At 59.8% G+C, this 26,871-nt stretch carries 26 protein-coding genes; 15 read left to right on the forward strand and 11 right to left on the reverse strand.

Features of this window, described 5'->3' with window-relative positions; translation table 11 throughout:
* The first annotated feature begins 176 nt into the window (after positions 1–176).
* Entirely contained in the window at positions 177–860 is a 684-nt protein-coding gene (locus tag FIV38_RS19280) for a DNA-3-methyladenine glycosylase (RefSeq protein WP_092230670.1), read from the forward strand.
* A 143-nt stretch (positions 861–1,003) separates the two neighbouring features.
* Complete coding sequence (locus FIV38_RS19285) at positions 1,004–2,320, forward strand: bifunctional DedA family/phosphatase PAP2 family protein (RefSeq protein WP_029292267.1); 1,317 nt, start codon at positions 1,004–1,006, stop codon at positions 2,318–2,320.
* A 1-nt stretch (position 2,321) separates the two neighbouring features.
* Here FIV38_RS19285 and FIV38_RS19290 read toward each other — a convergent pair whose 3' ends face one another.
* The 4 genes from FIV38_RS19290 to FIV38_RS19305 form a co-directional block, all read right to left on the reverse strand.
* Entirely contained in the window at positions 2,322–2,528 is a 207-nt protein-coding gene (locus tag FIV38_RS19290; RefSeq protein ID WP_029292268.1) for a hypothetical protein, read from the reverse strand.
* Positions 2,529–2,635: 107 nt separating this feature from the next.
* Entirely contained in the window at positions 2,636–3,226 is a 591-nt protein-coding gene (locus FIV38_RS19295) for an LON peptidase substrate-binding domain-containing protein (protein ID WP_092230673.1), read from the reverse strand.
* Positions 3,227–3,247: 21 nt separating this feature from the next.
* Positions 3,248–3,964 (reverse strand): LrgB family protein, encoded by a 717-nt coding sequence (locus tag FIV38_RS19300; RefSeq protein ID WP_029292270.1) that lies wholly within the window; start codon positions 3,962–3,964, stop codon positions 3,248–3,250.
* The gene (locus FIV38_RS19305; protein WP_092230676.1) at positions 3,961–4,323 is read right to left on the reverse strand and encodes a CidA/LrgA family protein; all 363 of its coding nucleotides are present in this window, start codon (positions 4,321–4,323) and stop codon (positions 3,961–3,963) included. Before FIV38_RS19305 ends, FIV38_RS19300 begins: the two co-directional genes overlap by 4 nt.
* A gap of 281 nt (positions 4,324–4,604) precedes the next feature.
* On the opposite strand from FIV38_RS19305, the gene FIV38_RS19310 reads away from it, so the two are divergent.
* From FIV38_RS19310 to FIV38_RS19320, 3 genes are all read left to right on the forward strand, one after another.
* Positions 4,605–5,060, forward strand: coding sequence for a MaoC family dehydratase (locus FIV38_RS19310; protein WP_092230680.1), 456 nt, complete (start codon positions 4,605–4,607; stop codon positions 5,058–5,060).
* A gap of 138 nt (positions 5,061–5,198) precedes the next feature.
* Complete coding sequence (locus tag FIV38_RS19315; protein ID WP_092230683.1) at positions 5,199–6,917, forward strand: C13 family peptidase; 1,719 nt, start codon at positions 5,199–5,201, stop codon at positions 6,915–6,917.
* Positions 6,918–6,945: 28 nt separating this feature from the next.
* Positions 6,946–7,587 carry an oxidoreductase gene (locus tag FIV38_RS19320; RefSeq protein ID WP_029292274.1) on the forward strand — a complete coding sequence of 214 codons (642 nt, stop codon included), beginning with the start codon at positions 6,946–6,948 and terminating at the stop codon, positions 7,585–7,587.
* A 150-nt stretch (positions 7,588–7,737) separates the two neighbouring features.
* Here the strand turns inward: FIV38_RS19320 and FIV38_RS19325 are convergent, their stop codons facing one another.
* The 5 genes from FIV38_RS19325 to FIV38_RS19345 all read right to left on the reverse strand — a co-directional run bounded on the left by FIV38_RS19325 (position 7,738) and on the right by FIV38_RS19345 (position 13,605).
* Positions 7,738–8,022 (reverse strand): YceK/YidQ family lipoprotein, encoded by a 285-nt coding sequence (locus tag FIV38_RS19325; RefSeq protein WP_070995633.1) that lies wholly within the window; start codon positions 8,020–8,022, stop codon positions 7,738–7,740.
* Positions 8,015–8,644 carry a flavin prenyltransferase UbiX gene (ubiX, locus tag FIV38_RS19330; RefSeq protein WP_092230686.1) on the reverse strand — a complete coding sequence of 210 codons (630 nt, stop codon included), beginning with the start codon at positions 8,642–8,644 and terminating at the stop codon, positions 8,015–8,017. The genes FIV38_RS19325 and ubiX overlap by 8 nt, the downstream gene beginning before the upstream one ends.
* The gene (gene mpl / locus FIV38_RS19335; protein ID WP_029292277.1) at positions 8,641–9,990 is read right to left on the reverse strand and encodes a UDP-N-acetylmuramate:L-alanyl-gamma-D-glutamyl-meso-diaminopimelate ligase; all 1,350 of its coding nucleotides are present in this window, start codon (positions 9,988–9,990) and stop codon (positions 8,641–8,643) included. Before mpl ends, ubiX begins: the two co-directional genes overlap by 4 nt.
* Before the next feature lie 191 nt (positions 9,991–10,181).
* Positions 10,182–11,282 carry a hypothetical protein gene (locus tag FIV38_RS19340; RefSeq protein ID WP_139273516.1) on the reverse strand — a complete coding sequence of 367 codons (1,101 nt, stop codon included), beginning with the start codon at positions 11,280–11,282 and terminating at the stop codon, positions 10,182–10,184.
* A gap of 403 nt (positions 11,283–11,685) precedes the next feature.
* On the reverse strand, positions 11,686–13,605 hold the full coding sequence (locus tag FIV38_RS19345; RefSeq protein ID WP_092230691.1) for a sigma-54-dependent Fis family transcriptional regulator: 1,920 nt from the start codon (positions 13,603–13,605) through the stop codon (positions 11,686–11,688).
* A 291-nt stretch (positions 13,606–13,896) separates the two neighbouring features.
* Between FIV38_RS19345 and exaC the strand changes: the two genes are divergently transcribed.
* From exaC to FIV38_RS19400, 10 genes are all read left to right on the forward strand, one after another.
* On the forward strand, positions 13,897–15,417 hold the full coding sequence (gene exaC / locus FIV38_RS19350) for an acetaldehyde dehydrogenase ExaC (RefSeq protein WP_029292280.1): 1,521 nt from the start codon (positions 13,897–13,899) through the stop codon (positions 15,415–15,417).
* 212 nt (positions 15,418–15,629) lie between these two features.
* Positions 15,630–17,063, forward strand: coding sequence for an ethanolamine permease (eat, locus tag FIV38_RS19355; protein WP_029292281.1), 1,434 nt, complete (start codon positions 15,630–15,632; stop codon positions 17,061–17,063).
* Between the two features lie 52 nt (positions 17,064–17,115).
* The gene (locus tag FIV38_RS19360; protein ID WP_092230694.1) at positions 17,116–18,510 is read left to right on the forward strand and encodes an ethanolamine ammonia-lyase subunit EutB; all 1,395 of its coding nucleotides are present in this window, start codon (positions 17,116–17,118) and stop codon (positions 18,508–18,510) included.
* Positions 18,507–19,349, forward strand: coding sequence for an ethanolamine ammonia-lyase subunit EutC (gene eutC / locus FIV38_RS19365; RefSeq protein ID WP_092230698.1), 843 nt, complete (start codon positions 18,507–18,509; stop codon positions 19,347–19,349). Before FIV38_RS19360 ends, eutC begins: the two co-directional genes overlap by 4 nt.
* 105 nt (positions 19,350–19,454) lie before the next feature.
* Positions 19,455–19,913: a GNAT family N-acetyltransferase gene (locus tag FIV38_RS19370; protein WP_029292284.1), complete on the forward strand. Its 459-nt coding sequence runs from the start codon at positions 19,455–19,457 to the stop codon at positions 19,911–19,913.
* Positions 19,914–20,201: 288 nt separating this feature from the next.
* A complete protein-coding gene (locus FIV38_RS19380; protein ID WP_029292285.1) occupies positions 20,202–20,858 on the forward strand; it encodes a DedA family protein in 657 nt (218 codons plus the stop codon).
* 6 nt (positions 20,859–20,864) lie between these two features.
* Positions 20,865–21,677: a M90 family metallopeptidase gene (locus FIV38_RS19385; RefSeq protein WP_092230701.1), complete on the forward strand. Its 813-nt coding sequence runs from the start codon at positions 20,865–20,867 to the stop codon at positions 21,675–21,677.
* Positions 21,678–21,788: 111 nt separating this feature from the next.
* Positions 21,789–22,316, forward strand: coding sequence for an inorganic diphosphatase (ppa, locus tag FIV38_RS19390; protein WP_003176323.1), 528 nt, complete (start codon positions 21,789–21,791; stop codon positions 22,314–22,316).
* A gap of 225 nt (positions 22,317–22,541) precedes the next feature.
* The gene (locus FIV38_RS19395) at positions 22,542–23,330 is read left to right on the forward strand and encodes a LexA family transcriptional regulator (RefSeq protein WP_029292287.1); all 789 of its coding nucleotides are present in this window, start codon (positions 22,542–22,544) and stop codon (positions 23,328–23,330) included.
* A 341-nt stretch (positions 23,331–23,671) separates the two neighbouring features.
* Entirely contained in the window at positions 23,672–24,910 is a 1,239-nt protein-coding gene (locus tag FIV38_RS19400) for a tyrosine-type recombinase/integrase (RefSeq protein WP_092230704.1), read from the forward strand.
* 9 nt (positions 24,911–24,919) lie between these two features.
* Here the strand turns inward: FIV38_RS19400 and FIV38_RS19405 are convergent, their stop codons facing one another.
* The gene (locus FIV38_RS19405; protein WP_047543325.1) at positions 24,920–25,195 is read right to left on the reverse strand and encodes a hypothetical protein; all 276 of its coding nucleotides are present in this window, start codon (positions 25,193–25,195) and stop codon (positions 24,920–24,922) included.
* On the reverse strand, positions 25,192–26,172 hold the full coding sequence (locus tag FIV38_RS19410; protein WP_092230707.1) for an integrase domain-containing protein: 981 nt from the start codon (positions 26,170–26,172) through the stop codon (positions 25,192–25,194). Before FIV38_RS19410 ends, FIV38_RS19405 begins: the two co-directional genes overlap by 4 nt.
* Between the last annotated feature and the right edge of the window lie 699 nt (positions 26,173–26,871).

A 26,871-nucleotide genomic window follows, 5' to 3' on the forward strand; every position in this document is an offset into this window, starting at 1 on the left:
GTCTGGTGGGGTCTTGGCAAAGAGGAAAGCGGCAGATTATAGCTGTCGCGCCGTCCTACGGACAGCGGTGAGGGGCGGATGGTCGAAATGAACTGTAAAAACTCGACGTTCAGCGGTGATTAAGCCTGGAGTTGATATCATCCTGTCACATTTGGCCTGCGCAACCGCCCTTCGTTATGTCCAGTTCACCCCCCAAGTACCCCGCTAAGCCCCTGCCTGATGGGTTTTTCGACCGCGACGCACAAACGCTCGCGAAAGATTTGCTGGGCAAAGTCATCCGTCACCGTGTCGGCGATGTGTGGCTGTCGGCGCGAATTATTGAAACCGAAGCCTATTACCTGGCCGAAAAAGGCAGCCATGCGTCCCTCGGCTACACAGAAAAGCGTAAGGCTTTGTTTCTGGATGGCGGCCACATCTATATGTACTACGCCCGTGGTGGCGACTCCCTGAACTTCAGCGCCCAGGGGCCGGGCAATGCCGTGCTGATCAAGTCGGCCTACCCGTGGGTGGATGAGGTTTCAGGGCCTGCAAGCCTGGCACAGATGCTGTTGAACAATCCCGACGCCAGCGGCCGCCAGCGCCCGGCCCACAAGCTCTGCGCCGGGCAGACGTTGCTGTGCAAGGCCCTGGGTTTGAAAGTGCCGATGTGGGACGCCAAGCGCTTCGACCAGGCGCTGCTCTACGTGGAGGATGTGGGCCTGGCGCCCACGCAAATTATCCAGACCACCCGCCTGGGCATTCCCGGCGGGCGCGATGAACACCTGATGTATCGCTTCGTCGATGCTGACTTCGCACCCTATTGCACGCGGAACCCGTTGCGACGCGGCCAGGTCGAAGGCCGCGATTACGTTTTGATTTGAATATCTGAAACAACCGTTTCTGCTGGAAATGGCATCTGCAACACAGCCGATGCCCTGTAGGAGCTGGCTTGCCAGCCCCTACAAGGGTCGCCGGTGTTTTGAGAAGCGCATTCCAGGCAGCGGTTCATTGATGGAGTGATTGTATGGGCCCATGGCTCGATGGCATTACCGGCTGGCTGACCCTCAATCCGCAATGGCTGGCGGCAGCGGTGTTTATCGTCGCCTTTGTGGAATGCCTGGCCATCGCCGGGATTATCGTGCCGGGTACGGTGCTGCTGTTCGCCATTGCCGCACTGGCCGGCAGCGGCGCGCTGTCCCTGGGCGAGACCTTGCTGCTGGGCTTGCTCGGCGGGCTGCTGGGCGATGGGATTTCCTACTACCTGGGTCGGCATTTCCACCAGAACATCCGGCGCCTGCCCGGCCTGCGTCATCATCCCGAATGGATGGACGGGGCCGAGGCCTACTTTCAGAAGTACGGCATCGTCAGCCTGCTGGTAGGGCGCTTCATTGGCCCACTGCGCCCCATGCTGCCCATGGTCGCAGGGATGTGCGACATGCCATTCCCGCGCTTTGCTGCCGTCAGCGTGCTGGCCGCCGCCGGCTGGTCGGTCGCCTACCTGTTGCCTGGCTGGGCCGCAGGTGCAGCGTTCCGCCTGCCGCTGCCCGAAGGGTTCTGGCCTGAGGCTGGGGTGGTTGCCGCCTGCCTGGCCGTGTTGTTCGGTATCGCCCTCAACAGCACCCTACGCGGCCACCGCCGCGCCACTCTGTGGGTGGGCTGCGCCAGCCTGGCCTTGTTGATTGCGATGTTTATCGGTTATCCGTACCTGAACCACTTTGACCAGGGATTGATGGCCCTGGTCCAGGAGCATCGCAGCCCGACCATGGACCGGGTCATGGTGATGATCACGCAGTTGGGCGAGTTCAAGAAGATGTTCGTCGCCAGCGCCGTGCTGACCGGCCTGCTGTTCCTGGCACGGCAATGGCGCCAGGGGATCTTTGTCGGCGCCACACTGCTGGGCGCCGCGCTGATCAATACCGGGAGCAAGCTGTTCTTTGCCCGTGGCCGACCAGAAATCCTCGTCGACCCGCTGACCAGCTTCAGCATGCCCAGCGGTCACGCCTCGGGCTCGTTTGCGTTCTTCCTCGCGCTGGCGGTGCTGGCCGGTCGCGGCCAACCGATTCGCATGCGTCTGGCCTGGCTGCTGCTGGGGGCGATCCCGGCCGCCGCCATTGCACTGTCACGGGTGTATCTGGGGGCGCACTGGCCGAGCGATATCCTGGCTGGCACCTTGCTGGCAATGACGGTTTGCGCCTTCAGCCTAACGCTGAGCCAGCGCCAGAGCTCGCTACCGCCCATGGCGCCAAAGGTCTGGTGGCTGATCGTGCCGGGATGCGTGGCGGTTCTGGGGTTCTTTGCCCTGACCGGGACCTCCCACGCTTTGCTGCGCTACGCCTACTGATCTAGGCCGGACCAACCCAGTCCACGGGAGTGCTACGCCGCTCAGCACAGCGCTCCCGGCGTTCGAACAACATCTCATCGGCGATTTCGGCAGCCCGCTCGGCAATGTACTCCGGGCCACGATCGCCAGCCTGCTGAATCAATTGCGCGGTCACACTGACAAAAAAAGCATCCCAGATCGGCTGCTCCGATGGCGGCAATCGAATCATGTTCATTCCCTGATAGTAGTGGCTGAAGCTCCACTATTTCAGGCGATGGGCACCCGGCATCGAAGAAAAATCCGAACCTTGCGCGGATGAATCCGAGACAATCCGGCTCAGGGAAACAGTTCACCCTGCAACTCATCCAGCAACAATTGGATCGCATCCAGACGCTGCTGGGGGTCGTCGAGTTGCAGCAACTTGATCTTGTCTGCATCGGTGAACGGCAACAAGTAGGCCAGGCGGTTGCCCAACACCTGCTGCCCCTGCGCATCGGCGCCCATGTCCAACGAGGCGACCATCGGGTGCTCCGCCAGGGCCTCAAGCAGCGCCAACAAATCAGCATCCTCCTCGTCCAACGGGCGCTCGGGGAGGTCTTCCAGCCACTCGACATCCGCTACCAACAGTTGATCGCGCTGCACATCCGCCTCGCGTACCCGAAACCTGCGCCCACCCTCGACCCGAATCCCCAGCAAGCCATTGTCCTGCTGCTTGAAATCACGAATCAGCGCTTCGCAACCAATCACTGCATAGCCGTCGGGCGCCAGGCCGACTTCCTGGTCATCAAGGATGCAGACCACGCCGAAGCCTTCGCCCTTTTTCATGCAGCGGCCGATCATGTCCAGGTAGCGCGCCTCGAACAGTTGCAGGTCGAGGGTGCAGCCTGGAAACAGCACCGTATTGAGAGGGAACAGCGCCAGACTCATAAAGCGTTCCTTAAACCCGATTTAAATCACCAAAGACACGGCCAGTGGCAGGAACACTGCCGTGGCCACGCCCATCAAACTCATCGCCAGAGCGGCAAAGGCCCCGCACTCTTCGCTTTCCTGCAAGGCCACCGAGGTGCCGACCGCGTGGGCAGTCATGCCCAGGGCCATGCCCCGTGCCTCAGGGCTGTGCACCCCCAGGCGAGACAGGAAAGCCGGCCCGATCATCGCACCGATCACCCCGGTGATCAGCACGAACACCGCCGCCAACGCCGCGACGCCGCCGATCTGCTCGGCCACCAGCATGGCGATGGGCGAGGTCACGGACTTGGGCGCCATGGTCATCAGCACCATATGTTCGGCACCAAACCACCAGCCGAGCCACACACACAGGCCGGTGGCAAACACCCCGCCCACCATCAGCGTAGTAAAAATCGGCCAGAACAACTGGCGGATCCGCCGCAGGTTTAAATACAGCGGCACCGCCAGCGCCACGGTGGCCGGGCCCAGCAGGATGCTCATGATCTCGGTGCTTTTGCGATACTCGACATAGGTCAACCCGCACCCCAGCAGCACGCCGATCACCAGCAACATCGAGACCAGTACCGGCTGCAGGAAGATCCAGCGGGTTTTCTCGAACCCCGCCAGTACCAGTTGATAGGCGCCCAACGTGATGCCGATACCAAACAAGGGATGGTGGATCACCGCCGCCCACGCGCCCTGCCAATCGAAGGTCATTGCCTCTCCTCCCGCCGCGCCTGGCGCTTGACCAGTTTTTGCATCATCACACCAACAACGCCCATGGCGATTACCAGCGACAGGACCAACGCCCCGACGATGGCCCAGAAATCGGCGGCAATGTCCTTGGCATATACCATCACCCCCACCGCCGGCGGCACCAGCAGCAGTGGCAGGTAACGCAGCAGGCTGCTGGCCGCCAGGCTCAGCGGTTCACCGACCTCGCCGCGCCACACCAGATACGCCAGCAGCAACAGCAAGCCAACAATCGGCCCCGGCAAGATCGGCAGGAACAAGTGATTGATCGCCGTGCCCAGCAATTGAAACAACACCAGCCAAGTCAGACCGCGTAACAGCATGGGTTTTCTCCCCCCAAAAGCCCGTGGGCATTATAAGCACGCCGCTCCTATGAACAGGCATTCGCCAAAAGCATGGTGGGTTGACCGGGCCATTTGCCCATGATGATCTACATTGGTTCTCGGGAATCCACCTAAAACAATAACCCCCTATAGGAACGAGCTTGCTCGCGAAAGCCGTCGACGATAACGGGTGCACCCAGGCAGTACGCGGTGACATTGGGTTTTTCGCGAGCAAGCTCGCTCCTACAAGGGAATAGATTGATGAACCAAGGAGAGTCGCAATGCCTTTCGTACCTGTAGCGCAACTCAATGAATATGTCGGCAAGGAACTGGGACGTTCCGCATGGCTCACCATCGACCAGGAGCGTATCAACCTGTTCGCAGAAGCGACCGGCGATTTTCAGTTCATCCACGTCGATCCGGTCAAAGCTGCCCAGACCCCATTTGGCAGCACCATTGCCCATGGCTTCCTGTCGCTGTCGCTGATCCCCAAGTTGATCGAAGACATCCTGATCATGCCCGAGGGCCTGAAGATGGCGGTCAACTACGGCCTGGACAGCGTGCGCTTTATCCAGCCGGTGAAGGTCAACTCCAAGGTGCGCCTGGCAGTGACCCTCACCGACGCCACCGAGAAAAAGCCGGGGCAGTGGCTGCTCAAGGCCACCTGCACCCTGGAAATCGAGGGCGAGGAAAAACCCGCCTACATCGCCGAATCATTGTCACTGTGCTTCGTCTGATACACCTGTAGGAGCCGGCTTGCCGGCGATAGCGCCAGCAGTCGCGCCATCGCCGACAAGTCTGTATTAGCACACAGACCACTAGGTATAGCTTCCCCCGCTGCGGCATACTCGGCGCTCAATTATCCGGATCCCGCTATGCGCCCAATCGTTCCCCTTGCTCTGGCCTTGTTGCTCACCGCTTGCGGCGACGGCGAACCCCTGTTGCCGCCCGACGCACGGCTGCCGGACGGCGGGCGTTATCGCGGGGATGTGGTCGATGGGCTGTTGCAAGGCCAGGGCCGGGTGGACTACCCCAACGGCAGTTGGTACGCCGGGCAATTCGACAAGGGCCAGTGGCATGGCCAGGGCGAATGGCACGGCAGCAATGGCGAAGTCTATAAAGGTCAGTTCCAGCAAGGCCTGTTCGATGGCCAGGGTACCCTGACCACCGCAGCCAACACCTATGTCGGCGGCTTCAAGCAAGGCCGGCGCAACGGCGAAGGCACCCTCAGAGAGGGGCAGATGACCTATCGCGGCGAATTCAAGGACGACCAGTATTCCGGCCTCGGCCGCCTGGAGTTGGCGGACGGCAGCCAATACCAGGGGCTGTTCGCCCACGGCAAACCCAACGGTGAAGGCCAGCGCAACGACGACAGCGGCAACCAGTTCAGCGGTCACTTCGTCAATGGCCAACTGGAAGGCAACGGCACCTTCAACAGTGCCGAAGGCGACATGTACATCGGCCACTTCAAGCAGAACCAACTCAACGGCAAGGGCCGCTACGAAAACGCCGACGGCGATGTGTGGACCGGCGAGTTCCGCGAAGGCGCCCTCAGCGGCAAAGGCGAACTGACCGGTGTGGATGGCAGCCATTACATCGGGCAATTCAGTGATTGGCGCTTCACCGGTGAAGGGCGCCTGAACCTCAGCGATGGCAGTTTCTACATCGGTGGCTTCGACAACGACAGCTATCACGGGCAAGGCACCCTGGTGCTCACCGATGGCACGGTACAGGCCGGGACCTGGGCCAATGGCCTGCGCGTACGCGATGCCGATGGCAAGCTGTTGCCCGATGCCCTGGAGGTCGGGGTACTGGCCCAGGGGCGTTTGCTCGATAACGCCCTTGCCGCCGTGCCGGCGTCGACCCCGGCGGTCGAGCTGTACACCCTGGTGGTGGCCGGCGACGGCAAGCAAAGCGTATTCCTGCGCGAGGCCGACTATGTCAGCAACCTGCTGGCCAGCCGTTTCGGCGCCCGCGGGCAGATCCGCCTGGTCAACCATCGCGACCACATCGCCGACCGCCCGATGGCAACCCGCGAAAGCCTGCGCCGTGCCGTGCAGACCCTGGCCGAGCGCACCGGCCCCGAAGACCTGGTGTTTATCTACCTGACCAGCCACGGCACCCACGAACACCAACTGGTGCTCGACCAACCCCGCATGGAGCTGGCCGACCTGCCGAGCGACGAACTGGCGGCGGTGATGGCGCCGCTGAAAAACCGCGACAAGGTCATCGTGATTTCAGCCTGCTACTCCGGTGGATTTATCCCGGCGCTCAAGGATGATCACACCCTGATCATGACCGCCTCGCGCGCCGATCGTGTGTCGTTTGGCTGCTCGGAAGAAGCCGACTTCACCTACTTTGGCGATGCCTTGTTCGCCCAGGCCCTGACCCAGACCGACGATTTGCAACATGCTTTCAAGCTGGCCCAACGGCATGTGACCGAACGCGAAATGGCTGACAACTTCGAAGCCTCCGAACCACAGATCTGGGCCCCCAAGAGCGTCATCGCCCGCTGGCAATTATTACGCAAACAGCAGGCACGAAAGGCGCTGGAAAGCGTCTCTATCAATAGCAAGGAAGCAAAGAGCAACTAAGCTGAAACTGTATCAAGGGGGAAATACCATGTACTTGACGCCTCAGCATATATTGCTTGCCGGAGCCTCGGGCTTGACCGGGGAACATCTGCTGGACCGCCTGCTCAACGAGCCCACCGTCACCCGCGTATTGGCGCCCAGCCGCCGCCCGTTGGCCGAACACCCGCACCTGGAAAACCCGGTCGGCGATCCCAACGTATTGCTGCCACAACTGAGCGGCCGGGTCGACCTGGCCTTCTGCTGCCTGGGCACCACCTTGAAAAAGGCCGGCTCGGAGGAAGCCTTTCGCGCGATCGACCTGGACCTGGTGGTAGCGTTCGGCAAGCGCGCACGGGAGATGGGCGCACGGCACCTGATTGTGATCAGCGCCATTGCCGCCGATCCAAAGTCCTCGGTGTTCTACAACCGGGTCAAAGGGGAAATGGAGCAGGCGTTGCAGGCCCAGGACTGGCCGCAGTTGACCATCGTGAGGCCTTCGCTGCTGCTGGGCGAACGGCTGGAGACCCGGCTCGCGGAAAAGCTCGCGGGGCCGCTGTCGCGGCTGATTCCCGGTAAATATCGCGGCATTGAAGTGTGTGAACTGGCCCGGGCCATGTGGCGCCTGGCGCTGGAAGAGCAGGATGGAGTGCGGATCGTCGAGTCGGACGAGTTGCGCAAGCTCGGCAAGTGAGTCTGCTCAACGGTTTTGCACCGGCCCAATGTGGGAGCGGGCTTGCTCGCGAAGGCGTAGTGTCAGTCAATGGATCAGGTGACTGACACTGCGCCTTCGCGAGCAAGCCCGCTCCCACATTTCAGGTCGGTGTTAAACCTTGGCTCAGCGTTACAACCCACCCGTCGCATTAAACCCAACCCCCAATACCGTCAACGCCGACAGCGGCAACAGCAGTGTGTCGAGCAACGCACTGGCTGGCAGATCAAGGCCCGGATAGCTCGGCGCTTCGGCGCCAAAGCGGTCCATGGCGCAACAACCACCCTGCATCGCATACAAGTCCAGGCGCGTCCCCGCATACACCACTGGCGCGCCGGGTTTGGCCGCATCCAGGGTGCGCGCGGTGGCGCAGCCCATCAGTTGCAGTGCCAGCACCATCAACAAGAGTTTATTCATCACTGCTCAAATGATGCTCACCCCAACGCGGCAACATGTCCTGGGGGATATTCAGCAGGTTGAGAACCCGCGCCACCACGAAATCCACCAGGTCATCGATGGTCTGTGGCTGATGATAGAAGCCCGGCGATGCCGGCAGGATGGTCACGCCCATATTCGACAGCTTGAGCATATGCTCCAGGTGAATGCTCGAGTAAGGCGCCTCGCGCGGCACCAGGATCAACTGGCGGCGCTCCTTCAAGGTCACGTCCGCCGCGCGCTCGATCAGGTTATTGCAAGCGCCGGTGGCGATCGCCGACAACGTGCCGGTGGAGCATGGCACCACCACCATCGCCGCAGGCGCACCGGAGCCGGAGGCCACCGGTGACATCCAGTCTTCCTTGCCATAGACCTTGATCTGCCCCGCCGCCGCACCGGTGTATTCGGTGAGGAAGGCCTGCATCATCTGCACCTTGGGCGGCAGCGAGACGTCAGTCTCGGTGGCCATCACCAATTGCGCGGCCTTGGAAATCAGGAAATGAACCTCGCGGTCTTCACGCACCAGGCAATCGAGCAAACGCAACCCATAAGGCGCGCCGGACGCGCCAGTCATCGCCAGGGTAATGCGCTCCGGGCCGCTCATCGCAGCGCCTCGGCCAGTTTGCCGTGCAAGCCGCCGAAGCCGCCGTTGCTCATGATCACCACGTGCGTCCCCGGCTTGGCCTGGCTCTTGACCCGCTCAATGATGCCTTCCAGGGAATCGCTGACAATCGACGGCACGCTGCAGAGTTTGGCAACGGCCGCCAAGTCCCAGCCCAGGTTGGCCGGCGCGTACCACACAACCTGGTCGGCATCGTTGACGCTTTCCGGCAGGCCGTCGCGGTGTGCGCCAAGCTTCATGGAGTTGGAACGCGGCTCGATGATCGCGATCACCGGCGCATCGCCAACGCGCTTGCGCAGGCCGTCGAGGGTGGTGGCAATCGCCGTAGGGTGGTGGGCAAAGTCGTCGTAGATGGTAATCCCATTCACTTCGGCAACCTTTTCCATGCGCCGCTTGACGCTCTTGAACGCACTCAACGCGGCAATGCCCATGGCCGGCACCACACCGACATGACGCGCCGCCGCGAGAGTGACCAAGGCGTTGGCGACGTTGTGCTGGCCGGTCATGTCCCAGTCGACGATGCCTTGGGGCTCGCCCTCGAACAGCACTTCGAACCGGGACCCGTCCTCACGCAGCAACTTGACCTGCCACTGCCCGCCCGCGCCGGTGGTTTGCACTGGCGTCCAGCAGCCCATGTCGATCACGCGCTGCAAGGCCGGTTCGGTGGTCGGATGGATCACCAGGCCTTCGCTTGGGATGGTGCGCACCAAGTGATGGAACTGCCGTTCGATAGCCGGCAGGTCGGGGAAGATGTCTGCGTGATCGAACTCCAGGTTGTTCAGGATTGCCGTGCGCGGACGGTAGTGGACGAACTTGGAGCGTTTATCGAAGAAGGCACTGTCGTATTCATCGGCCTCGATCACAAAGAATGGGGTATCACCCAGGCGTGCCGACACCGAAAAGTTCTGCGGTACGCCGCCGATCAGGAAGCCAGGGCTCATGCCCGCGTGCTCCAGGACCCAGGCCAGCATGCTGCTGGTGGTGGTCTTGCCGTGCGTACCGGCAACCGCCAGCACCCAGCGCCCTTGCAGCACATGATCGGCCAACCATTGCGGGCCGGAGACATAGGGCAAACCTTTGTTGAGCACGTATTCCACGGCGGGGTTGCCACGGGACATGGCATTGCCGATCACCACCAGGTCTGGGGCCGGGTCAAATTGCGCCGGATCGTAGCCCTGGGTCAATTCAATGCCCTGGGCCTGCAATTGCGTGCTCATGGGCGGATAGACGTTGGCGTCGGAGCCCGTGACGTGATGGCCCAGCTCTTTGGCCAGGACAGCCATTGAGCCCATGAAGGTGCCGCAAATACCGAGAATATGAATGTGCATAGTGGACCTCGTAAAACATCGAGGCAGGTTAGCGCAGGGCGTGGAAAATCGCACTCTTTTACTGCGCCCCGAAGAGTTGCAATCACGCCTGGTACTTGGGCATTGCTGCACAGTACCAGGCTTGATTGCGCACCTTTGGCGAAACAAACAAATGCACTCTAGCTAACGAATCAGAAACAATGAAACTTGCCTCACACCGTCTGAGGCTTTCTCGTCTCCACCTCCCGCACCGCAAGAAGTCTGCCTATGCCATTACTATTGAGATGTTCATACCTTTTATCCAGCGCATCCAACCTGGCAGTAACACTTTTCGACCCTACTGTTGAATCATCTTTATAGGGTTTGTAAATAAATCCGTTTTGCTCCGAAACTTCCGCCATGTTTTTCTCGGACGCATCGTAAATCTTTTCCATCAAATCAAGGCGTTCATTTATGTCAACTGGCCATGTCGAACTTTTTTCCAGGGCCTTACCATCTCCCCCTTCAACCATGGCCTGAATCGTATTGACGGCATACGTCATTTTTAACTCAGCACTTTCTGTACGCGTCTTAACCAATGCAGCACTTTGTTCTGCCCCACCACTTCCCGCCGCAGAAGCAGCATTGGCGGCCTGGCTTGGGGCGGGCTGATGAGCCGGAGGAAGTAGCGGGGTATTGGCAGCAAAATTACCTTTGATGGTTTCGCCCGTCCAGACAGACCCCGCGTAGGTACCAATACTCAGCGGAGTGCTGACAAGTCCGTTTACGGAGGCGTTCACAAAAGCATCGCGCGTGACGGTTTTCAAGCTAGTGTCCGTTTTGAACACCCCGGCCTTGACCAGACGATCAGCTGAAACCAGATTGGCCGCCACATCACCGAATGTTTTCGGTTTGGCAACAGCGGGTTTGGCCGGGCCAGTGAGTGATGAATTTGGGTGCTGCGTTTTGAACACCATCTCCCTGAATTTAGTCACCCCCTGGGTGTTTGAGGGGCCTACTGGCCGGGTAGGGCCCAGAATAGAGGTCGGTTTATAAGCATTTGCTATCAAATTAGTCTTGGGGGGCTTTGGACTTACAAAAGAATAAATTTTGGAGGCCCCTCCCTTAAACCCCCTCTTAGTCCGTGTATTGATTCCATCCAAGGATTCACCAGCGGTATTCCCCTCGCTGGATGCTTGCGTCTTCTGCTTATCCCCGGACGCGCTCCAATCTGAAGCCCCTTTCGTGCCGGCAGCTGCCTGCTGGCCCGGCGCCTCGGATACCCGGTCCTTTACCTGAAAGGAGGTTGAAACAGGGGAGCCTGTAATATTCATGTTTTCACCCATCGTATAGATATGTAACTATTAATTTTACTTATCCCTAAACCAAACAACCAACGCAATGACTCATCCCTTACCCCTAAGTATAAAAAACACAACACTTAGTTCCACCCAACACACATTTAAAATCGAATATGAAATTTTGTCCCAAGCAAAACAACCGCCCATTACTTCGAACAGCACCCAAAGTAAAAAAATATTAAATAGCCACTACCCGAAGATTATTTCCAGCCAGCCCTCCGCTGTATAAGTCTCATAAGAACTTCATATCAAACATATTTACGCACTACAAAGTACGATCAAAACATCGCCGACTTGCCCACCGGTACCTTTTGTAAAAGGCGAGCGTGGGCGAGTCTTCCAAAAGACAGTAAGAGAGCAGGAATCTCCCTTGACGTCACTCTGCTGCGGAGCGCAAAGCGATACCATGCTTGCGTAACTTGCGGTATAGCGTATTACGACTAACACCCAACTGTTCTGCTGCCTGGGTCATATGCCAGCGCTGCTGTTCGAGCGTGGTCAGCAGTGCCAAGCGCTCTGCGTCCTCCAGCGGCTGTTTTTCCCGCGGTACGGTAATTTGCACCTGGGAGGGCACCTGGCGAATCATTGCCGGCAAATCGCCCAACCCTATCCGCCCACCGTCACACAGCGCGGTCAAGGTACGTAGTACCGTACGCAGTTGCCGGACGTTCCCCGGCCAGGAAAAGTCCAGCAGCGCCTGACGGGCATCGCCATCCAGTTCTATCACCTGCCCTTCTGCCTCTTGGGCCAGCACAAAGTCCAGTAGTTGCGACTTGTCGCTACGCTCACGCAACGCCGGCAACGCCACCTCCAGACCATTGAGGCGATAGTACAAGTCCTCACGGAAGGTGCCGTCGGCCACCCGCATCAACAAATCACGGTGGGTTGCGCTGATAATGCGCACGTTCACTGCTTGCGGTTCACCGCCGATGGGCACCACCAATCGGTCTTCCAGCACCCTTAATAGCCGGGTTTGCAGGGCCAGGGGCATATCGCCGATTTCATCGAGAAACAAGGTGCCACCGTCAGCCTGTTGCAGCTTGCCGCGCATGCCTTCCTTGCGGGCCCCGGTGAAACTGCCGCCGCGATAACCGAACAGCTCGCTCTCGATCAGGCTTTCAGGGATGGCTGCGCAGTTCAGGGCCACGAAGGCTTTGTCGGCGCGCTGACTGGCATGGTGGACGGCCTTGGCAAAGGCCTCCTTGCCGGAGCCGGTTTCGCCATTGACCAACAACGGTACGTCCCGCTCAAACACCCGCAAGGCCTTGCGAAAGTCGCTCTGCAGCGCCTCATCTCCCAGGCAGATCCCCGCCAGCCGAGGCCGCTCGACCGGCGGCGGCGCCGACACCACTGGGCTCGGGGCGCGCCGCGCCTCGCCTCGCAGTACCGCAAACACGCTGCGCCCGTCACGGGTACGCAAAGGCCAACTGGCGCTGGCATTGGCGCGACCGAGCAATTGATCCAGGGTGCAGTCGAAAAACATCTCCACCGGCAGGCCCAGCAAGCGCCCCCGTGGCAGGCCCAACAAGTTTTGCGCACTTTGGTTGAGCGCACAGATCCGCCCTTCGCCGTCGAATGCCAGCAGCCCTTCGCTGAACAGGCCCACGGATTCGGCCTGCAGGTGGAAACGCAGCAACCAGTGATTTTCGAAGTGCCGCAGGAAATAACAGCTCTCGATCATCTTCGCCGAAAGATTGACCAGCGCCATGGTGTGGAACTGGCTCTGGCGCGATACCGCTTCGCGGGCCGACGACACGTCAAGCACTGCCAGCAGGTCGCCATGGGGATCAAACACCGGGCTCGCCGAGCAGGTCAGCCCGGTATGGCGACCGCGAAAGTGTTCATCGCGATGAATGGTCAGGGCCTGGCGCTCCACCAGGCAGGTGCCGATACCGTTGGTGCCTTCGCAGGCTTCGCTCCAGTCGGCGCCGAGCCATAACCCGGCACCCTCGAATACCTTGCGTTCGCTGGGCGCAGTGACGCAATTGAGGATCACCCCGCGCGCATCGGTCAGCAGCACCGCATGGCCGGCGCCAGAGAGTTGTTGATGCAAACTGTTCATTTCGTTGCCGGCGATGTGCAGCACTTGCTGCAGGCGCTCGCGGCTTTCCAGCAGGCGCTCATGCTCGAGCACCGTGGGCGCGACGGTCAACGTCGGGTCGAGGTGATAGTCCTCTACGCAGCGCAGCCAGGAACGGGCAATCGATGGGTCGCTGCCAGGACCGTGCAACGGGTCTTGCCCACGGGTGACGGTCAGGACTTGCCGGGCATGGCGGCTGAAATGATCGTTGTGCATGTTCTTATTGTTCTCCTGTTGCGCGGGACACACCGCGGACCGGGACGCCCAGCATCCTCCAGGCCTGGGCGCATTGCAATCCCGCGGCGACCCATGGGTCACAAGCTGTATCGCTTGTGGCACAAAGTGTCACCCTGACTGTACCGCCCGTGTCACAGCAAAGCCTTGCAACAAACCCCAAGCCCTTGATTTACCTGCGCTGCAGGGCGCTGGCCCGACCTTTGCTCTACGCTTTATCAAGCGCAGCAATGCTGCACTCCAATAAACATAAGAAGTCAGGAGATACCCACCATGCGTTACGCACACCCTGGTACCGAAGGCGCTATCGTTTCGTTCAAGGCCAAGTACGGCAACTACATCGGTGGCGAATTTGTGGCACCGGTCGACGGCAACTACTTCACTAATACTTCGCCAGTGAACGGCAAGCCCATCGCCGACTTCCCGCGTTCCACAGCCAAGGATATCGACAAGGCGCTGGACGCCGCCCACGCCGCCGCTGATGCCTGGGGCAAGACCTCGGCCCAGGACCGTTCGCTGGTGCTGCTGAAAATCGCCGACCGCATCGAACAGAACCTGGAACTGCTGGCCATCACCGAAACCTGGGACAACGGCAAGGCGGTACGCGAGACCCTCAACGCCGATATCCCCCTCGCCGCCGACCACTTCCGCTACTTCGCTGGCTGCATCCGCGCCCAGGAAGGCAGCAGCGCCGAGATCAACGAACACACCGCCGCCTACCACTTCCATGAGCCCCTGGGCGTGGTCGGGCAGATCATCCCGTGGAACTTCCCCCTGCTGATGGCCGCCTGGAAACTCGCGCCAGCCCTGGCCGCCGGCAACTGCGTGGTACTCAAGCCCGCCGAGCAGACCCCACTGGGCATCAACGTGCTGATGGAAGTGATCGGCGACCTGCTGCCACCTGGCGTGCTGAACGTGGTTCACGGTTTCGGCAAGGAGGCCGGCGAAGCCCTGGCCACCAGCAAGCGCATCGCCAAGATCGCCTTCACCGGCTCCACCCCGGTGGGCTCGCACATCATGCATTGCGCGGCCGAGAACATCATTCCGTCCACCGTTGAGCTGGGTGGCAAGTCGCCGAACATCTTCTTCGCCGACATCATGAAAGCCGAGCCGCAATTTATCGAAAAGGCCGCCGAAGGCCTGGTGCTGGCGTTCTTCAACCAAGGCGAAGTGTGCACCTGCCCATCCCGTGCGCTGGTGGAAGAGTCGATCTACGACGACTTCATGAAAGTGGTGATGAAGAAGGTTGAGTCGATCAAGCGTGGCGACCCGCTGGACACTGACACCATGGTTGGCGCCCAGGCGTCCGAGCAGCAGTTCGACAAGATCCTGTCGTACCTGGAAATCGCCAAGGGCGAAGGTGCCGAGTTGCTGACCGGCGGCAAAGTGGAAAAACTGACCGGCGATCTGGCCACCGGCTATTACATCCAGCCGACCCTGCTCAAAGGCACCAACAAGATGCGCGTGTTCCAGGAAGAAATCTTTGGCCCGGTGGTGAGCATCACGACCTTCAAGGATGAAGCCGAAGCACTGGCGATCGCCAACGACACCGAGTTTGGCCTGGGCGCAGGCTTGTGGACCCGCGATATCAACCGTGCGTACCGCATGGGCCGGGCGATCAAAGCCGGGCGCGTGTGGACCAACTGCTACCACCTGTACCCCGCGCATGCGGCGTTTGGTGGCTACAAGAAGTCTGGTGTGGGTCGTGAGACACACAAGATGATGTTGGATCACTATCAGCAGACCAAAAACCTGCTGGTGAGCTACGACATCAACCCACTGGGTTTCTTCTAAGTTTCGTCAGCACCACACTCCCACACTTGAAATGCAATCAAGTGTGGGAGCTGGCTTGCCTGCGATGAGGCCAGTACAGCCAATACTCATGTTGAATGTGAAACCGCTATCGCAGGCAAGCCAGCTCCCACACTGAATCATCATAAATACTCGGCATCTCATCCGGCTCAAGTCAGTCGGGATAAAACAATAAGAACCAAAGGTACTTCCCCATGCCTAGCGAACCGACAGGATCCTCCGTCGACTTCGAAAAAGTCGACTCCGAATATTTCCAACAACGTGAACTGAAAAAAGGCGCTGCCGGCTGGGTGCTGTTAGTCGGCCTCGGCGTTGCCTATGTGATCTCCGGCGACTACGCCGGCTGGAACTTCGGCCTGGCCCAAGGCGGCTGGGGCGGGATGTTCCTCGCCACATTGCTGATGGCCACCATGTACTTGTGCATGTGCTTTTCCCTCGCTGAACTGTCTTCCATGATCCCCACCGCCGGCGGTGGCTACGGGTTTGCCCGCAGTGCATTCGGGCCCTGGGGTGGGTTCCTCACCGGCACGGCGATCCTCATCGAGTACGCGATCGCCCCCGCCGCCATTGCGGTGTTTATCGGCGCCTATTGCGAGTCGCTGTTCGGCATTGGCGGCTGGATGATCTACCTGGCGTTCTACATCATCTTTATCGGCATCCACATCTTTGGTGTCGGGGAAGCGCTGAAGCTGATGTTTGTGATCACCGCTGTCGCCGCGATTGCCCTGGGCGTGTTCCTGGTATCGATGGTGCCGCACTTCAGCGTCGCCAACCTGTTGGATATCCCCGTGACCGAGGCCAAGGGCGCCAGCAGTTTCCTGCCGTTTGGTTATGTCGGTGTGTGGGCCGCGATCCCCTACGCGATCTGGTTCTTCCTGGCGGTCGAAGGCGTGCCCCTGGCCGCCGAAGAAACCAAGAACCCGAAACGCGACCTGCCCCGCGGCCTGATCGGCGCGATTGTGGTGCTGACCAGTTTTGCCCTGCTGATCCTGGTGATCGCACCCGGTGGCGCCGGTACCCTGGCGCTGGTCAAGTCCGGCAACCCGCTGGTGGAGTCCCTGGCCCTGGCCTACGGCGGTTCGACCTGGATGGGCAGCTTCGTCAACCTGGTGGGTCTGGCCGGGCTGATCGCGAGTTTCTTCTCGATCATCTACGCCTACTCCCGGCAGATCTTCGCCCTGTCCCGCGCCGGCTACCTGCCGCGCAAGCTGTCGCAGACCAATAAAAGCAAGGCGCCGGTACTGGCCCTGGTTATCCCCGGGATCATCGGCTTCGGCCTGTCGCTGACCGGCCAGGGCGACCTGCTGATTTTGGTGGCGGTGTTTGGCGCGACCATTTCCTATGTATTGATGATGGCCGCGCATATCACCCTGCGCATCCGTCGCCCCAAAATGGAGCGTCCATACCGCACGCCGGGTGGCATCTTCACCTCGGGCCTGGCCCTGATACTGGCCTGCATCGCGGTCGTGGCGGGTTTCCTGGTGGATCCACGCGTGGTGATTGGCGCGGCGATCATCTATGGAGTATTAATTGCTTACTTTGCTTTCTACAGTCGGCATCACTTGGTAGCAGGCACGCCGGAAGAAGAATTCGCGGCGATCCAGGCCGCAGAGGCCGCCTTGCACTAAACGCCGTAAACCACGATGCGGGCCAGCGCCCGCGTCGTCATGGAGAGTCTGTATGGCAAGTTTTTCCCATTCGGTCGGTGCATTGACCTACCGTTTCGACAGCCTCAAGGACGTGATGGCCAAGGCCAGTCCCGCACGCTCCGGGGATTTTCTCGCAGGCGTCGCCGCGCAGAACGATGGCGAACGGGTTGCGGCGCAAATGGCCCTGGCCAATATCCCGTTGAAGCACTTCCTTGAAGAGGCGCTGATCCCTTACGAAAGCGATGAAGTCACCCGGCTGATCATCGACACCCACGACCAGCAAGCCTTTGCCGTGGTCAGCCACCTGACCGTCGGCGGCTTGCGCGACTGGCTGCTCAGCGACGCCGCCGACGAACACAGCCTGCGCGCCCTGGCGCCAGGGCTAACCCCGGAAATGGCCGCCGCCGTGTCGAAGATCATGCGCGTGCAGGACCTGGTGCTGGTGGCGCAGAAGATCCGCGTCGTTACCCAATTTCGCGGCACCCTGGGCCTGCGCGGGCGCCTGTCCACACGCCTGCAACCCAACCACCCTACGGATGAACCGGCGGGCATTGCCGCGAGCATCCTCGACGGGCTGCTGTACGGCAACGGCGACGCCATGATCGGCATCAACCCGGCCACCGACAGCATCGCCTCGATCTGCGCCATGCTGGAGATGCTCGACGCGATCATCCAGCGCTACGAGATTCCGACCCAGGCCTGCGTGCTGACCCACGTCACCACCTCCATCGAGGCGATCAACCGGGGCGTGCCCCTGGACCTGGTGTTCCAGTCGATTGCCGGCACCGAAGCGGCCAACGCCAGCTTCGGGATCAACCTGAATGTGCTGCAGGAAGGCTACGATGCGGGCTTGAGCCTGAATCGCGGGACCCTGGGGCAAAACCTGATGTATTTCGAGACCGGGCAAGGCAGTGCCCTGTCGGCCAACGCGCACTTTGGCATCGACCAGCAAACCTGCGAAACCCGCGCCTACGCCGTGGCGCGGCATTTCAAGCCGTTCCTGGTCAACACTGTGGTCGGTTTTATCGGCCCCGAGTACCTGTACAACGGCAAGCAGATCATCCGCGCCGGCCTCGAAGACCACTTCTGCGGCAAGCTGCTGGGCGTGCCCATGGGGTGCGACATCTGCTACACCAACCATGCCGAAGCCGACCAGGATGATATGGACACCCTGCTGACCCTGCTGGGCGTGGCCGGGATCAACTTCATCATGGGCATCCCGGGCTCCGACGACATCATGCTCAACTACCAGACCACGTCCTTTCACGACGCGCTCTACGCCCGCCAGACCCTGGGGCTCAAGCCCGCGCCGGAATTCGAACAGTGGCTGGCGAAAATGGGCATCTTCACGCAAGCCGATGGCAAGGTGCAGTTTGGCAACAACCTGCCACCGGCCTTCCGCCATGCCTTGGCGCAATTGGGATGAAGAAGGAGCCTGAAGTGCAGACCGACACACCTCCAAGCGATAACCCATGGCTGGAACTGCGACGCCTGACCCCGGCGCGGATTGCCCTGGGCCGCACCGGCACCAGCATCCCCACCGGCGCGCAACTGGACTTCCAGTTCGCCCACGCCCAGGCGCGGGACGCGGTGCACCTACCGTTCGACCATGCCGGCCTGAGCAGTCAGATGGCCGAGCGCGGCCGCGACAGCCTGTTGCTGCACAGCGCCGCCCCCGACCGCCATAGCTACCTGCAGCGCCCGGACCTGGGGCGGCGCCTGAGCGATGAGTCGGCGCAGACCCTGCGCGACTACGCCCTGGCCAACCCGGGTGGCGTGGACCTGGCGGTAGTGGTGGCCGATGGTTTATCGGCGCTGGCGGTGCATAAACATACCGTGCCGTTTCTGACACGCATGGAAGAACAGACCCACGCTGAAGGCTGGTCGTTGTCGCCGGTGATCCTGGTGGAACAAGGCCGGGTCGCGGTCGCCGATGAAATCGGTCAGTTGCTCGGCGCCAAAATGGTGGTGATCCTGATCGGCGAACGGCCGGGGCTCAGCTCGCCGGACAGCCTGGGGCTGTATTTCACCTACAACCCCAAGGTGGGCCTGACCGATGCGTACCGCAACTGCATTTCCAACGTGCGCCTGGAGGGCCTGAGCTACGGCATGGCGGCCCACCGTTTGCTGTACTTGATGCGCGAGGCCTGCCGGCGACAGCTGTCGGGGGTCAACCTCAAGGACGAGGCGCAGGTTCAGACCCTGGAAACCGATGATCCGGACTTGATGAAAGGCAACTTCCTACTCAGCCCGCCCAAGGACTGATACCAGCACGATTGCGATTTTTCGCCGCTTTAGGCAGCATCAAGCAGCGGGCGCCCGAGTAAAGGACCGTTTGCCGTCGTATTCCTATAGAAGTTGAGGCCTAGCATGCGGATCACTCAAGCGACTCTGGAACACCTGGACCTGTTGACCCCGTTATTCGTCAAATACCGTGAGTTCTATGGCGCGCTGCCCTTTCCTGACTCATCCCGGGCCTTTCTGGAAAAGCGCCTGCGGCGCAAGGAATCGGTAATCTACCTGGCCCTGCCCGATGACGACGACAGCAAATTGCTCGGCTTTTGCCAGCTGTATCCGAGCTTTTCTTCGCTGTCATTGAAACGGGTGTGGATCCTCAACGACATCTACGTCGCCGAGGATGCCCGGCGCCAATTGGTGGCCGATAACCTGATGCGTACCGCAAAAAAGATGGCCAAGGAAACCAATGCCGTGCGCTTGCGCGTATCGACCAGCAGCGATAACGCCGTGGCGCAGAAGACCTATGAGTCCATGGGCTTTCGTGAAGACACCGAGTTCAAGAACTACACGCTCCCGATCAGCGAAGACTGAAACACCGCAAAAAAATGTAGGAGCTGGCTTGCCTGCGATAACCTCACCGAGGTCTGGCTGACACACCGAGGTGCCTGCATCGCAGGCAAGCCAGCTCCCACATTTGGATCAGTGCTAGGCAGAATAGCTGCGACATCCCCCGCTACAAAACCAACACGCATTTCATCATTCAATCCGTATAATGCCGACCTTTTAGGACTGTAAGAAAACCGGCATACGCCTGTAGCCTTATTGCCCGAAGCTTCCGCACAGGCCCGCTGAGCCAGGCCGTCCACACAGGTGCCATCCATGGATTTCAACCCGCTCGACCTTATCCTGCATCTCGACGTGTACCTCGACTTGCTGGTAACCAATTACGGTCCGTGGATCTACGCCATCCTGTTCCTGGTGATTTTTTGCGAAACCGGCCTGGTGGTCATGCCGTTCCTGCCGGGCGATTCGCTGCTGTTCATTGCCGGCGCCGTAGCTGCAGGCGGCGGCATGGACCCGGTCCTGCTGGGCGGCCTGCTGATGCTGGCGGCGATCATGGGTGACAGTACCAACTACGTGATCGGCCGAACCGCCGGGGAACGCTTGTTCAGCAACCCCAACTCGAAAATCTTCCGTCGCGACTACCTGCAAAAAACCCACGACTTCTACGACAAGCACGGCGGCAAAACCGTGACCCTGGCGCGCTTCCTGCCGATCCTGCGGACCTTCGCGCCGTTCGTCGCCGGTGTTGCCAGAATGCCTTACCCGCGGTTCTTCGGCTTCAGCGTGCTGGGCACCATCCTCTGGGTCGGCGGCCTGGTCACCCTCGGCTACTTCTTCGGCAACGTACCGTTCATCAAGAAAAACCTCTCGCTGCTGGTGGTGTTCATCATCCTGCTGTCGCTGGTGCCGATGATCATTGGCGTGGCCCGCAGCCGCTTTGGCCGCACCTCATCCGAAGCCAAGCCGCACTGACCGGCCATGTGGTCCCTCAGCGCCTGGCGTCGCCGGCGCCTCCTGGCCAAGCATCCCGTTGCCGATGACACCTGGCAGCGGGTGCGCCATCACCTGACCTTCCTCGACGGTATCAGTGCCGAACAGGACCAATGGTTGCGTGAGGCCAGCGTGCTGTTCCTCGCCGAAAAGCACCTCACCGCCCTGCCCGGTGTCGAACTGCACCAGGAACAACGCCTGCTGCTCGCCGCCCAGGCGCAACTGCCGCTGATGAACCTGGGCGACCTGGATTGGTACCAGGGTTTCCACGAAATCATCCTTTACCCCGATGACTTCCGCAGCCCCCAGCGCCATCGCGATACCAGCGGCGTGGAACATGAATGGGACGGCGAACACAGTGGTGAAGCCTGGCAGCAAGGCCCGGTGATCCTCGCCTGGCCGGGGGTGCTGGCCAGTGGCAATTGGGAAGGCTACAACCTGGTGATCCACGAACTGGCGCACAAACTCGACATGCTCAATGGCGACGCCAACGGCCTGCCACCCCTGCACCACGACATGCGCGTCCAGGACTGGGCCAGCGTGATGCAGAGCGCTTATGACGACCTCAACCGCCAGCTCGACCACAACCCCGACGCCGAAACCGCCATCGACCCCTACGCGGCGGAAAACCCTGCGGAATTTTTTGCCGTCACCAGCGAGTATTTTTTCAGTGCGCCGGATTTACTCACTGAGAGTTATCCACAGGTCTACGAGCAACTGAGCCACTTTTACCGCCAGGATCCCCTGGCCCGCCTGAAACATCTGCAGGCCAGCGACCTGCGCTATCAGACTGAAGGCTAAGTACCGTACGACGTCTGGCGCGTGGCATCGGCACAGGAATATGCCTATAATCGCCGCCACTTTTAGGCCAATCCGGCCAATTTACCTGGCCACCAACGGGGGCAACGCCCAATGAGCTACAGCAAGATTCCGGCTGGCAAAGACCTGCCGAACGACATCTACGTCGCCATCGAGATTCCGGCCAACCACGCGCCGATCAAATACGAAATCGACAAAGACAGCGACTGCCTGTTCGTTGACCGTTTCATGGCCACCCCGATGTTCTACCCGGCCAACTACGGTTTCATCCCTAACACCCTGGCTGACGACGGTGACCCCCTCGACGTGCTGGTCGTGACCCCTTACCCGGTCACCCCAGGCTCGGTCATCCGCGCTCGCCCGGTGGGCATCCTGAACATGACCGACGACGGCGGCGGCGATGCCAAAGTTATCGCCGTGCCACACGACAAGCTGTCCCAGCTGTACGTCGACGTGAAGGAATACACCGACCTGCCGCCACTGTTGCTGGAGCAGATCAAGCACTTCTTCGAGAACTACAAAGACCTCGAAAAAGGCAAATGGGTGAAGATCGACGGTTGGGGCAACGCAGACGCCGCCCGCGCCGAGATCATGAAGTCGGTAGCCGCCTACAAAGGCTGATACCCGCTACTCATTGCCACGGCAATCAAAAAAGCCCCGATCATTCGGGGCTTTTTTTGTGGGAAAAAATAAACGACAAGTTCATTTAGATAAACAAAACAGCAACTAACGTTTAACTAACCTCAATTCAATCAAGACTTTACTTGCAATAAGGAAATACCTACATACACCAACTCAACGCATGGTTTATTTGATCTAGTTTTCCGGCCAGTAAACTCTGCGTTTATGAATACATCAGGTGATCGCTTAAGAACGTTACTTAGGGAAGTGCATCTTTCCGCCTCCGACTTCGCCAAGAATCGCGACGTCACGCCCCAGCATGTCAATAACTGGTTCAAGCGTGGCGTGCCCATGGCCCGGCTCGACGAAATAGCAGAACTGCTGTGTGTCACCAGCCGCTGGCTGCGTACCGGCGAAGGCCCCAAACACCCGCCAACCAACTACCACCTGGAAGGCTCCAACCGCGCAAACAACGCCGCCGCACGCGAAGACTGCGGCCACTACCTCTGCGACCCCAGCAGCGGCCCGGAAAAAGTCGACGTGGAAGTCCCCCTCCACGCCTCCTTCAACGCCCAGGAAACCCTACGCCTGTCCCTGCATACCCTGGAACAACTCAACGTCACCGCCGACCGCGCCTTGGGAGCCTATATGGTTGGCAACAGCATGATCGACATCATCCAGGACGGCGCCATCCTGGCCATCGACCGCGGCCGCACGCAAATCATCGACGGCGAGATCTACGCCCTCGAACACGACGGCATGCTGCGCATCAAATACCTCTACAACCGACCCGGCGGCGGCCTGCGCATCCGCAGCCACAACAGCAACGAACACCCCGACGAACTCCTGACCTACGACCAGCGCTTCGAGCAAAACGTCCACATCCTGGGCTGGGTGTTCTGGTGGTCCACCCTCAACAAACGCCGCCCTCCCGTCCCGCTGGACGACCACCTGATCGGCCACGACAGCTCTAAATCAGACCAGACGCTGGGAAAATCAAATAAATGTGAGTAACATGCGCGGCACATTTGGCAGGGTCGGCGTAAAGCCCACACACCCTGCCCGGCGACGCGGAGGAGTTCCCGCCGATGCCCCCTTTATCACTTGGGCGAGCGCTTGAGTGAACGATTGAAGGCTGGTGAGGTTTACCAAAAATAGACTTAACCAGTCCCCGAGAAGCCGGCCACAAGCCGGCTTTTTAATGCCTTTTTGAAAGCCAGCCTCATCTACTGAAAACCGCGACAGCCTTGCTAGATCAAGGGTTTCAGCCTACTTTTGTTCCTGTGACTTCCGTTTTGATCCGAGGCGTTCCACGCGTAAGTGGGGGAACAAGTGGGGGAACAGAGGGCGAAAAAATGGGCAAACTGACCGCCAATCAAGTCAAAAACCTGGTTGAGGCAGGGACGTACGAAGACGGTGACGGGCTTCGTCTTTTGGTGAAACCCTCAGGACGAAAAACCTGGGTACTCCGCTTTCAATTGAACGGCAAACGCAGGGAGATGGGTCTCGGGAGCTACCCTCAACTCGACCTGAAAAAAGCCCGCGCAGCCGCCTATGAAAATAAAGTCCATATCCTCAACGGCACTGATCCACTCGCGAAACGACAGGCTGAACAAGCTGCTCAGCGGGAAGCCGAACGCAGAGAACTGGCACATCTGATAACCTTCGAGAAGTTAGCCTCCGACTACCGTGACGCCCATGGCTCGAGCTGGTCAGAGAAATGGCGCAAAGGCTGGCTGAGGAAACTCGAGCTCTATGCTTTCCCAATAGTAGGGAAGCTGTCCGCTGACCAGATCGAGACCAAGCACCTGATCAAGGCCTTGCAGCCACTCTGGTCAAGCAAGACACGGACGGCTGATGAGGTTCGAGGGCAAATCGAACAGATACTCGATGCCGCAAGAGCCCAAGGCCTCAGGTCCGGAGAGAATCCGGCTCGCTGGCGCGGTCATCTGGAAAATCTCCTTAGCCGGCATGAGAAGAAGAAAGCTCGCAAACGCCAACATCACCCGGCATTGAAATGGCAGGACCTTCCAAAACTCATGGAAGCCTTGCGTAAGGACACCAGCCACGTTTCTATCGCAGCTCAGTTACTGATCCTAACCGGTGCTCGCTCACATATGGTCCGATTCGCACGCTGGGATGAATTCGACCTTGAGGCAGGCCGCTGGTCTTTATCCGACGAACGAATGAAGACCCGCCAGGCTTTCGCGGTCCCGCTGGCGCCAGAAGTCGTCTCACTACTCAAGAGTCTTCCCAAGCTCGGCCGCGAAAGTCCCTACGTGTTTCCAGGAAGTGGTCGCAGCGGCGTCATGCATGCCAACGGCATTCGTAACCTGCTGCACGGGCTCGGCTATAAAAGCATCACTCGCCACGGATTCCGCTCAACGTTCCGCGACTGGGCGGGCGAGCAGACTAATTTCCCTCGAGAGATTTGTGAGCTGGCGCTGGCTCATGATGAGCGAGGAGAAACCGAAAGCGCTTATTCACGATCTGACTTCTTCGAAAAGCGTCGAGAGCTGATGGAGCTTTGGGCTCAGTACGCCAAAGGTGACAGCGATAGTGAGAATACCCAGAACGACGCAGGGACGCGCTAATGCTCAAGTCTAGCGGTTGAACTGCCAGGATTTTCCTAAGCGAAGAGTGAGCAAATGGATGGTCAGCAAATAGTAATAGCGCGTCGATTCAGTGTGCTGGTTTAGGTGGTGATTCAAAAACCACGCAAGGTGTTTTCTCTGCCAAGTCCATGGATTGTCGCGTTGCCAGCGCTCAGCGATCGCTGTTTGGATAGCCTTCGCCTGACGCAGATGGCGTTGGCGCGTGGTATGTGACCCGGTCAGGATGCCCGCCAGGAACAGCTCCATATCGAATGACTTGCTCATGCTCGGCCGCCTATGTAAGCCGACACCACGTCGATACGGCCGTGCCCGAGTTCATAGCTGATTTGGTCTCTGGCCGCGCGATCAAGGCGTCGGTCGAGCTGATAGCAACTGCCTCCGTTGATGGGCGCGAAATGATGGGTGATTTGCTCATAGCGCTCGCACGCATAGGCCGCCCGCAATTCGTGGAAGCCTTTGAGGCTGTACGGATGGAGGATGTCCCGTGCCGGGCGAACGATTCCCCGTTGGAATTCAAGGTAGCGTTCATTCGGTGCAAGCAGGTTGCGGCTACCGTCGGGCGAGACCTGTTCGGCAAACCTCAGCGCGTCACGAACATGATCATCTACCGTAATCCAACGAGGTGCCGATGCACCTGAGCGGCCACCTTTAGTGCCATCCTGGATGTTGATCCTCCCGAGTTGCTCGGCTTCCCGTTGCAGTCGAGGAAGGTCGGCCAAAATGGCCTCACGCAAGCGCATTCCGGCGGCTCGCGCCAAGTGCACGATGGCGGCAGCGCGTTGCATTTGGAGTTCGCAGAGTATGTCGACGATCCGTTTCACATGTTCGCGATCTTGGCCTTGCGGCACCGATTGACGACCACTGGTGCGCCGCATTCCCAAAGCCTTGCTCGGACTCACTACCGTCACATACTGATCAACGCGAAGCGCAGCCATGGTCCGGTTCACGCTGGACAATCGGTTTTGCGCGGTGGCGATGCCTATAGCACCTTGTTCAACTTGCTGACGCAGATGCTCGGCGTAGTCCAGCAAGGTCTGCCGATCAATCTGTCGTGCATCGTTGACGCCTGGCCCATCCTCCGAGCGACACCAACGTACAAACGCCTGCCAGCGATCACTGTGCGCCTTGACCGTGCCGTAATGCCCGCCGCCAAACAAATCTTTCAATGCCTGTGGCCCGGCATAACTCAGTTGCCGACCATAGCCAAAATTGCGCCCATCTCGCCTGCCCACCAGTGCCATGATCAAACTCCTTCCGAAGGCATACGTTTGAAACTTTCCCCACGTCATCCCGCCAAGAATGTTGAGTGTTATCAGGGATCAAGGCCCCTGCGACCTGTGAGGGTTGTCCACTAACGCGGGACTGACGGCTCTTTACGACCGGGAGCTTGGGCATCTCATGATCAGGCCTCCTGAGCACCGATACCGGTGGGCGGGTGGAGGCTGCATTGGCTGACGAGACCGCCGCCGCGAGATCCTGAGTCGGGTGAAGGCAGTGATGCGATGACCGGGGCATGCCTGACTGTCAGTCAGGTGCAGTTCCATTCCGTGGGCTGCGGCACCATCATCTGCATCGCTGTTGATGGTGACTTCGGTGTTTGTCACGCCGATTGTCACGAGGGGAAATGCCGCAATGCTTTGTACGAGGTGGGCTGCAGCAGTGGTAGCAGCGCCCGTCTCTTTCCGGGAGAAAGAGACGGGCGCAGGTTGGCGCAATGAAATGGCCAAGCGGATAGGTTGCTGCAGGGCAGCTATGAAAGAGGGAAGTTGCCGCAGTGGGCACACTGGTAAAAGTAGGCATCCATCACATCGCTGTGACCGTGCGAGCCGCCGGACGCTAATCGCACTTTGGGAAAACCACCACTGTGTGGCGTAGCCTTAAAGGTTCTGGCTACCTGGGTTGCTGTCAACGACAGCGCTTGCCCGATCTTTTCTACGCCT

The organism is Pseudomonas proteolytica (genome assembly GCF_007858275.1).
In the GTDB taxonomy this organism is placed as follows: domain Bacteria; phylum Pseudomonadota; class Gammaproteobacteria; order Pseudomonadales; family Pseudomonadaceae; genus Aquipseudomonas; species Aquipseudomonas proteolytica.

Excerpts from the sequence above, each read along its gene's own strand:
- FIV38_RS19280 (WP_092230670.1), top strand. The coding sequence starts at position 177 with ATGTCCAGTTCACCCCCCAAGTACCCCGCTAAGCCCCTGCCTGATGGG.
- ubiX (WP_092230686.1), bottom strand. The coding sequence starts at position 8,644 with ATGAGCGGCCCGGAGCGCATTACCCTGGCGATGACTGGCGCGTCCGGC.
- FIV38_RS19285 (WP_029292267.1), top strand. The coding sequence starts at position 1,004 with ATGGGCCCATGGCTCGATGGCATTACCGGCTGGCTGACCCTCAATCCG.
- FIV38_RS19385 (WP_092230701.1), top strand. The coding sequence starts at position 20,865 with ATGTGGTCCCTCAGCGCCTGGCGTCGCCGGCGCCTCCTGGCCAAGCAT.
- FIV38_RS19340 (WP_139273516.1), bottom strand. The coding sequence starts at position 11,282 with ATGAATATTACAGGCTCCCCTGTTTCAACCTCCTTTCAGGTAAAGGAC.
- FIV38_RS19310 (WP_092230680.1), top strand. The coding sequence starts at position 4,605 with ATGCCTTTCGTACCTGTAGCGCAACTCAATGAATATGTCGGCAAGGAA.
- FIV38_RS19395 (WP_029292287.1), top strand. The coding sequence starts at position 22,542 with ATGAATACATCAGGTGATCGCTTAAGAACGTTACTTAGGGAAGTGCAT.
- eat (WP_029292281.1), top strand. The coding sequence starts at position 15,630 with ATGCCTAGCGAACCGACAGGATCCTCCGTCGACTTCGAAAAAGTCGAC.
- FIV38_RS19325 (WP_070995633.1), bottom strand. The coding sequence starts at position 8,022 with ATGAATAAACTCTTGTTGATGGTGCTGGCACTGCAACTGATGGGCTGC.
- FIV38_RS19370 (WP_029292284.1), top strand. The coding sequence starts at position 19,455 with ATGCGGATCACTCAAGCGACTCTGGAACACCTGGACCTGTTGACCCCG.
- FIV38_RS19410 (WP_092230707.1), bottom strand. The coding sequence starts at position 26,172 with ATGGCACTGGTGGGCAGGCGAGATGGGCGCAATTTTGGCTATGGTCGG.
- FIV38_RS19380 (WP_029292285.1), top strand. The coding sequence starts at position 20,202 with ATGGATTTCAACCCGCTCGACCTTATCCTGCATCTCGACGTGTACCTC.
- FIV38_RS19315 (WP_092230683.1), top strand. The coding sequence starts at position 5,199 with ATGCGCCCAATCGTTCCCCTTGCTCTGGCCTTGTTGCTCACCGCTTGC.
- FIV38_RS19290 (WP_029292268.1), bottom strand. The coding sequence starts at position 2,528 with ATGATTCGATTGCCGCCATCGGAGCAGCCGATCTGGGATGCTTTTTTT.
- FIV38_RS19405 (WP_047543325.1), bottom strand. The coding sequence starts at position 25,195 with ATGAGCAAGTCATTCGATATGGAGCTGTTCCTGGCGGGCATCCTGACC.
- FIV38_RS19300 (WP_029292270.1), bottom strand. The coding sequence starts at position 3,964 with ATGACCTTCGATTGGCAGGGCGCGTGGGCGGCGGTGATCCACCATCCC.
- FIV38_RS19360 (WP_092230694.1), top strand. The coding sequence starts at position 17,116 with ATGGCAAGTTTTTCCCATTCGGTCGGTGCATTGACCTACCGTTTCGAC.
- exaC (WP_029292280.1), top strand. The coding sequence starts at position 13,897 with ATGCGTTACGCACACCCTGGTACCGAAGGCGCTATCGTTTCGTTCAAG.
- FIV38_RS19295 (WP_092230673.1), bottom strand. The coding sequence starts at position 3,226 with ATGAGTCTGGCGCTGTTCCCTCTCAATACGGTGCTGTTTCCAGGCTGC.
- FIV38_RS19320 (WP_029292274.1), top strand. The coding sequence starts at position 6,946 with ATGTACTTGACGCCTCAGCATATATTGCTTGCCGGAGCCTCGGGCTTG.
- eutC (WP_092230698.1), top strand. The coding sequence starts at position 18,507 with ATGAAGAAGGAGCCTGAAGTGCAGACCGACACACCTCCAAGCGATAAC.
- ppa (WP_003176323.1), top strand. The coding sequence starts at position 21,789 with ATGAGCTACAGCAAGATTCCGGCTGGCAAAGACCTGCCGAACGACATC.
- FIV38_RS19345 (WP_092230691.1), bottom strand. The coding sequence starts at position 13,605 with ATGCACAACGATCATTTCAGCCGCCATGCCCGGCAAGTCCTGACCGTC.
- FIV38_RS19305 (WP_092230676.1), bottom strand. The coding sequence starts at position 4,323 with ATGCTGTTACGCGGTCTGACTTGGCTGGTGTTGTTTCAATTGCTGGGC.
- mpl (WP_029292277.1), bottom strand. The coding sequence starts at position 9,990 with ATGCACATTCATATTCTCGGTATTTGCGGCACCTTCATGGGCTCAATG.
- FIV38_RS19400 (WP_092230704.1), top strand. The coding sequence starts at position 23,672 with ATGGGCAAACTGACCGCCAATCAAGTCAAAAACCTGGTTGAGGCAGGG.